Here is a 6,989-nt window from a genome sequence, read left to right as displayed (position 1 = left end):
AAATAAAAACGCCAAGGAAGAAAATTGGAGCTGTCAGAATGAAGATCCAGATGCCAACACAGACCAGCGCGTTCAGAGGTTTCCCTATCGAGGACGCCACTGTAGGTTCCATGCTCAATCCTACGCTCGCTGTCGTAGGTCGGTTGCATTGAGCGAGCGTTCATTCTGAGAAAGCGCTTCGCTCGCCGTTCTCTGACTTCTAGCAAGGGGTCTCCTCAAAAGGGGATCGGCAACTGCTGTTTGATTCTTTGCAGGAATCAGCGCAGCGGTTAAGCCGCTCTGGAAGCGCGTTCTTTGATTCGATAAAAGAATCAAACTATTTTTTGATTGTTCGCAGTGTTTCAGACATTGATTTGCTGCGTAGAATCAAAGCATGACTAGCAGAGGCGGCAAGCGGACAGGAGCGGGGCGCAAGCCGGGAGAGAATGTGACGGTGCGGGTGACCCTCCCGCGCGCCGTGTGGACGGCGGTGGAGGCCAGGGCCGTCCTGGAAGTCACCACACCGGGCGAGTTGCTGGCCGCCGCCTACCGGGCCGCCGCTGTCAATCCTGCGATTCTCAACATGCCGCCCGAGCCACAGCGCCTGGAAGACGTGACGGCGTTCCGGGTGCTGTCGTCCAGCATCACCCAGCGCACCCGCAACCGCCTGCGCTGGCCTGCGGCCAACTATCCACGCATGGAGGCCCTCTTAGCCCAGGGCGAAGTGATCCAGCTCATCCACGAAGATGGCAAGGACAAGTGGAACACCATCCAGGGTGAGACGATCCGTCGAGACACGCTGGTCAAACTGGCGCAGGCCGGCAACCTGGAGCCGCTGACCTGAAGTCAAAAGACCATCAGCAAAGAGGGGGTGCAGGGCCTTCGGATTGCGCTGAAGCAGCCAGGGGGAACGGAAAAAGCGGCCCGAAGGCCGCTTTGATTCCTTCAATATAGGGTGGTATTCAGACCCTGTCAAATCTATACACTGAGTCTAAGAATCTGTCGCCAAGGCTGATGCAGCCAGACAGCAGCCCAACAGAGGGCCAACAAAACTTCAACAGATCGCACCCCGCTTTGAGGCGGGGTGCTACTGTTGAAAACGAAGTGGATCACAGCGTATCCAGCGCTCTGATCCGGCTATCCCACCTCGAAGGAACACCACTACATGTCAAACCAACGACGGGAAAGCCTGACCCATAGGGTACGGCAGGAAGCCCCTAAATTTCTACCTTTGACTACCGTTGACGCATCTTTCACCCCTGAAAGAGCGGCAGCCAGCACCGACCACTTTTTAGCCATGAGTCGTGCCGCTCTCCGTGGAGAGCCGGTGGACGTGCGCCGCCCCAAGCCCCAGCCCAGCAAGCAGTTTCAGCAGCCGCGCCGCCCAGTCCCCGCCGCTACTCCCCCTGTGCTGATCCAAGACCAGGGCGAAGGCGAGGGCCTGCCCGTGACGGCCACGCTGGCGGAGATCGTCGAGCGCCGCGCTAAGAGCAAGGCGCACTACCGCCCCACCCGGAAGGCCACACCGCCCGCCGTGGAGGCCCCAGAGGGCGAGGACAGCGCCAGCGGCCCGGCGATCTGGCTGCTGGATGCCCTGCGGTTCTGCGAGGAGCAGGACGCCCAGGTGCAGGTCGAGCGGACCCAGATCTTCGTGAAGGAGCGCGTGCAGCGTCAGTCCTTGCCGCGCCTGTCCGAGCTGTTGGACCTGGAGCCATTCCGCCCCAAGCGCGGGAAGGGCTTTGGAACGGCTGGAGCGGGAGCGCTGGCCGCGAAGCTGCACGAGCTGGCCCGCATCTTCCTGGCCGCCCACCTGTACCTGTACAGCAAGGACGGCAAGCCCCCCAAGCAAGTCGTGATGCACCTGTGCGCGGAGATGCTAGCGAAGTCGCTGGGCATCTGTGACAACACGCTGCGTGAGTGGACCGCCCAGCTCCAGGCGACAGGTTACGTTTACGCCCGCCAGCACTTCACCAGCATGACCAACGAGAACGGCGTGTCCGTCACCGGGGTGGACGGCACGCTGTACGCCGTGCGCCTGGCCCCCGGCCACGAAGCCCGCCTGAGATACCGCGACTACAAACGCCAATACCGGGACCTGGACGCGGACCGGGCGGCAGGCCGCACGGCCTTCAACGCGATTGCCAACGCGAAGAAGCGATTCGAGGAAGCCAAGATTTTAGAGTGCGTCGTAGACGATGAAATTTTTATTGAGGGGTCACCTGATCCCGTGGGGCAAATGCAGGCAGAGATGAGCGAACAGCTCCGCCGCTGGGTCGTTATTCCAGGAAACGTCACGACACAAAACCCGTTGAAAGCTGACCCCGCAATAAACGACGCCGCCGAGGCCGAACGCCTCTTGCAGGGCGTCCAGGACGTGGTTCATGCCCTGCCCGCCCTGCTCGAAGCGCACAAGTCCAAGCGGGCCGCGCTGGTAGGCATGATGGGCGCGGCCCTGGCCCGCGATCTGAAGGACGCTCACAGCCGGTTGTACTACTGCAAAGTGATCTGGCAGGCATGGCAAGCGGAGATCGAGGGGCGCGACGGCTTGCAAGCGCTGGCGGCAGAATTGCAGCGCCTGGAGGTGGACAGACGCGAGTGGAAGGGCCTGAGACGCCCCGCAGCACTGCTGGCAAGCCGACTTCGAGCGGCATAACAGCGGAATTGCTCATTCTTCTAAAGGATTGTCTGAGTCCACATGGCGCTATGAATTCAGTATTATTCAAGCGAGGTGAATATAATGCGTAAACTTTCAAAAAGCCTAAAGGATTTTGGCGCAGAGCTTCTGAGGGATTTGGATAATACTATGTACTCTCCTACTTCTATGTTATGGACTGACTCACTAAGACCTGGAGAATGGGCATTAGTTATAGGTACAATGCATGCCAGATTGCCAGTTGGTATGAACCAAGAGGAATTCGACAGTATACAAAATAGAATGAGCGCTGATATAAGCAGAATTATTCAGGAAAGCGCTTTAGAAAATCCAAATTTTGATGTTATAGCTATATCCCCACGAGACCCATTTCTTGTGAAACTCCAAACCTCTGTCTCTACAGGGATGGATGCTATAGACGGAATTGATGCCAATAACATTAATATAGAAGGCATTGGTGTAAGCAATAATTACGTTTATAGATTACATATTTGACGATGACTAAATCTAGCGTGAATAGAGATTCTACCCGAATAAAACCCCCTAATTTTCTCTTGCCTAATTCCAGTTAGGCAAGAATTTCTAGACTTTGGAGATATCTTAATTCAATGTATATAGCATTAAGAATATTAAATCCTATTAGCTGGAAGGTTACTAAAAGTGATCCACTTCTATGGCCCGTAAGTGAACGAAGCAACTTGAGAATGCTTGATCCAATGTTTACTCAGTATTTGAGTATAAATCACGATGACTATCCATTTGGAAAAGGCAGCGGTACTAATGTCTGCGTGGTTAGAGACGGCCAATATTATGCTATAAATACAGATATAATATTAGAATTTGATGATCCCTCAGAAAATATTTACGATATGCAAGAAATTTTCTCAGATCTGCTTAGCAGGGTAGCTTTTAGAACTAAGCAGTTCAGAATAGCTAGGCCAAAATATGATTTTATGCTACATGGTAGCGGATTCGTTCCGCTAGAAAATACATGTATAGAAATCGTGCCCGTTAAAGCTGCAATAACGGATTTTCTTATAAAAACTGCTATTTCTAATGATGATTTTCAAGAAATATTAAAAGATCCAAAAGAAAAAGATGTATATACGGGGATATTTCTATCCGCAATAGATAGCTATTTTGATGGTGACTATACCAATACCTTCTTGTATTGTGGTATGGCTTGTGAAATTGCATTAGGTTTATCCTGTGATATAGATTATCAGCAGGCAGTAGATGAGCATAAAAGTGGCATTATAGGTAGATTTAGAATAGAAAATATAACTACAGCTAAAGGTATAATTTTTAAGGATCCAATATACGAGCATTTAAAGAATGCTAGTTTTCCAGTTAAATTGAGAAGCCTACTCTTATATTGTAAAGGAAAATCGTTATTTATCGATAAAGAAAAGTTATTTAGCACTATAAGTAAAATATATCTTACAAGGAACAAAATTGTACATACAGGTAGTGTAGAGGAAGAGAAAAATGCATACTCTATAAATCAGAAAAATGCTTTAGAAGCCATTGCAAATGTTGCAGAGTTTCTTAAGTGGCTTGATCTAGATGATAATTTCCCAACCCCTCAAAATGTTGATGGGGAGTTGAAGTGGATTCTAACTAGATAGATCTATCTTACTTATTTTAAGAGAGAAACTCATGGCGAAACGACCGAAACGAATGTTCCCTCCAAAATCGAGTGCGGTGCTGCTGTGTCTGTCTCTTACTGAACAGCGGCAGAGCGAGATCTACGCCCGACTGACGGCCTCTGGGCATACGCTGAGACTTTCGCAACTCCAGCAGGTGCTGGACACATTGACGAGTGATGGGCTGGTGGTGACGAGAAGAGGCTGGCGAGGGGCTTACGTTCATCGCTTGGCGGAGGGTGAAGCCGTCGAAGTGGCCTTGAATGAAGCATGGGCCAAAGCTGAAAAGGAGCAGGGCCGGAACGAGAAGTCTGAATCCTGACCGCGCCGAAGCCCCAGCAAAAACAGGCCTTGGCCGATCAGATTCTGTCCCTGTAGTGCAGTTACGCAAGATTAGCACTGTCGTGCATCTTGCCTCTAGAACTGCGTTCCAGAGGGGAAAAACCCGAGCGCTCTCCATTCCTAATTCGTGCAGCTTTTTTGGCGTACGCTGGAGTATGACGAAGACCGCTGGAAGGCCCCGCCAGAAGCCCCAGAGGGTGACTGTGACCCTCGAACCGCACCACGCCGCCGAGCTGCAATTGATGGCGGACGAGGCGGGGGTCAAGCTCTCGGCCTTCTGCGCCCACGTCCTAGAGCGCTACAGCCTGCAAGACCGGCAGGTGATGACAGGAGACATTCTCAAGCTGGCCTTCGAGCAGCAGACTGAACTGATGCAGCAGAACATCCGGGTGGCCTTGAACGAGCAGATGAACCGGGTGCGCTCCCTGCTGGCCCGCACCAGTCTGGAAAGCGGGTCGACGAAGCAGATGGTGGGGCTGCTGGTCAAGGACACCTTCGGCAAGGACAAGGGACCGGAGTACATCGAGCGGGCCTGGAACTTCGCGGTCCACCAACTCAAGGAACCCACCCCTCAGATTCGCGCCGCACTCAGCGAGCTGGCGGCTGGCATGGGGAACGATGACCCCGGCCTCCTCCTGAAGGTGCGCGAGTCGTCCGAGCAGATGACGGCGGGTCTCAAGGACGTGCAGGCCCTGACCGCCCAGGTGCAGGCCCTCCAACAGCAGCAACAGCAGCTCGTGAACTATCTCGGCACCCTCAACCAGCAGGTGAAGGAGGCCCGGAACGCGATGGTGATGGCGACCCACAAGCTGGAGGACACCGAGGAAGACCTGCGCAACAAGCCCAAGGGCTTCTTCAACCGCTGATGGCCCGCTCTCTAGGCAGCACCCAGCGGGTGGTGCGCTCGATCCCGGACCGCAGCGGCCACAACTACACCAAGACCAGCGCCGGGGGCAAGGCGCGCGCCGCCAGCGCCACGCGCTACATGGACGAGAAGGAGCGCACCCAGCTCTACACCCTGGAAGACGGCCTGCTGAGGGAAACGGAGCGGGTGGAGGCCGCCGCCCGCATCGAGGACACCACGACCAAGTATCAGCAGCACCTGGTCTTCACCACCCAGCTTCCAGGGGAGGCCGAGGTGGACCGGCAGCGCGCGGCCCTCCTGGTGGCTCAGGCGGTGCAGGAACGCCGCCCCGACGCCGAGATTTACGCGGTGGCCGTCCATCAACAGGACGGGGGGAATGTCCACGTCCACATCTGCTTCGGGACGGACACCACGCTCCGGCGGGGGGCCGAAGGGGATCTGGTGCACTTCCAGCACCAGGCGTACGAGCTGGAACGGCATCTGGGCCGCGAGCTGGGTCTGTACCAGGAGCAGCACCAGGACCGGCACCATCACCAGGGCGAGGACCAGCAACAGGAGCGCAGCGGCGGGCGCACGCTGGAACTGGACCCGGAGGATTACGGCAGCGGGGCACGGCGACAGCGTGAACGCGAGCAGGAGCGCCAGTACGACAGAGGCTGGGAGCGGTAATGAGGACAGCAGCGCGCTGGCCCAGTGCAGGTGTTAAGACGAGCCAGAAGAGCAACCGCGCGAAGGGATAAACATCGCCACCCGCCTGGCGTCCTGAAAATTCAGCGCCGAGCCAGCTTTGAGCTTGCCTGTCGTACAACCACTTTTCAGGACGCGGTGATCAATGCTGACCTGTCCACCCTGGAAGGTCAGGCTGTACGTCACGTCTTGCCGAATATTCAGGCGTCCATTAACGCTGAACGCCTTCAGGCTGTAGCTGTCGCGGCCCGTGCGTTCCTGAGACAGCAGCGTGCGGAAACTGCCCCATGACACCGGGGCGGCGCTGGTTGGACTGAGGAGAAACGCGGCGAGGAGCGGGAAGAACCACGCTTTCATGCAACCTCCAGGGGAAGGGACGTGAATGCAGTGTAGTGGTCAACGCATGGATGGGCACAGGGAACTTGTTCAGCAGGACCCCGCATCTATGCTGGTGTCGTGGGCGGCCAGAGCATGTGGGTGTCAGGTTAGGCTCTAGACCCGCGTCTCAGACTGTCAGACAAGTCCCAAAATAACCCTAAGCTGACACTTTTTTGCCCTCTGCCTGACGTCAGGTTGGGGTATACCCAAAACTGACAGTCGATCAGTCTCCCGCCGAAAGCATTCTGATGGGTCAAGGCTCAGCGGCCTATCAATTGGCGAAGAGGCCCAGGATGATCTGCACGACGTCCCAAATAAAAACGCCAAGGAAGAAAATTGGAGCTGTCAGAATGAAGATCCAGATGCCAACACAGACCAGCGCGTTCAGAGGTTTCCCTATCGAGGACGCCACTGTAGGTTCCATGCTCAATCCTACGCT

The 6,989-nt window shown here is 55.1% G+C and carries 8 protein-coding genes; 7 read left to right on the top strand and 1 reads right to left on the bottom strand.

Annotated features, from left to right (window positions below; genetic code table 11):
* Window positions 1–373 precede the first annotated feature (373 nt).
* From FHR04_RS20480 to FHR04_RS20450, 7 genes are all read left to right on the top strand, one after another.
* Window positions 374–823 (top strand): hypothetical protein, encoded by a 450-nt coding sequence (locus FHR04_RS20480; protein ID WP_139405028.1) that lies wholly within the window; start codon window positions 374–376, stop codon window positions 821–823.
* Between the two features lie 453 nt (window positions 824–1,276).
* A complete protein-coding gene (locus tag FHR04_RS20475) occupies window positions 1,277–2,632 on the top strand; it encodes a hypothetical protein (protein WP_139405027.1) in 1,356 nt (451 codons plus the stop codon).
* Window positions 2,633–2,716: 84 nt separating this feature from the next.
* Window positions 2,717–3,127 (top strand): hypothetical protein, encoded by a 411-nt coding sequence (locus FHR04_RS20470; RefSeq protein WP_139405026.1) that lies wholly within the window; start codon window positions 2,717–2,719, stop codon window positions 3,125–3,127.
* 113 nt (window positions 3,128–3,240) lie between these two features.
* Window positions 3,241–4,260 carry a hypothetical protein gene (locus tag FHR04_RS20465; protein WP_139405025.1) on the top strand — a complete coding sequence of 340 codons (1,020 nt, stop codon included), beginning with the start codon at window positions 3,241–3,243 and terminating at the stop codon, window positions 4,258–4,260.
* A gap of 31 nt (window positions 4,261–4,291) precedes the next feature.
* Window positions 4,292–4,600 (top strand): hypothetical protein, encoded by a 309-nt coding sequence (locus FHR04_RS20460; RefSeq protein WP_139405024.1) that lies wholly within the window; start codon window positions 4,292–4,294, stop codon window positions 4,598–4,600.
* A 223-nt stretch (window positions 4,601–4,823) separates the two neighbouring features.
* Window positions 4,824–5,486: a hypothetical protein gene (locus FHR04_RS20455; protein ID WP_139405023.1), complete on the top strand. Its 663-nt coding sequence runs from the start codon at window positions 4,824–4,826 to the stop codon at window positions 5,484–5,486.
* Complete coding sequence (locus FHR04_RS20450; RefSeq protein WP_139405022.1) at window positions 5,486–6,154, top strand: hypothetical protein; 669 nt, start codon at window positions 5,486–5,488, stop codon at window positions 6,152–6,154. The genes FHR04_RS20455 and FHR04_RS20450 overlap by 1 nt, the downstream gene beginning before the upstream one ends.
* Before the next feature lie 33 nt (window positions 6,155–6,187).
* Here the strand turns inward: FHR04_RS20450 and FHR04_RS20445 are convergent, their stop codons facing one another.
* Window positions 6,188–6,529, bottom strand: a complete 342-nt coding sequence (locus FHR04_RS20445) for a hypothetical protein (RefSeq protein WP_139405021.1) — start codon at window positions 6,527–6,529, stop codon at window positions 6,188–6,190.
* Window positions 6,530–6,989: the final 460 nt, after the last annotated feature.

Source organism: Deinococcus radiopugnans ATCC 19172 (assembly GCF_006335125.1).
Taxonomy (GTDB): Bacteria; Deinococcota; Deinococci; order Deinococcales; family Deinococcaceae; genus Deinococcus; species Deinococcus radiopugnans.
Note: the sequence above shows the minus strand (reverse complement) of the source record. Positions and strands in the feature narration are given on the sequence as shown.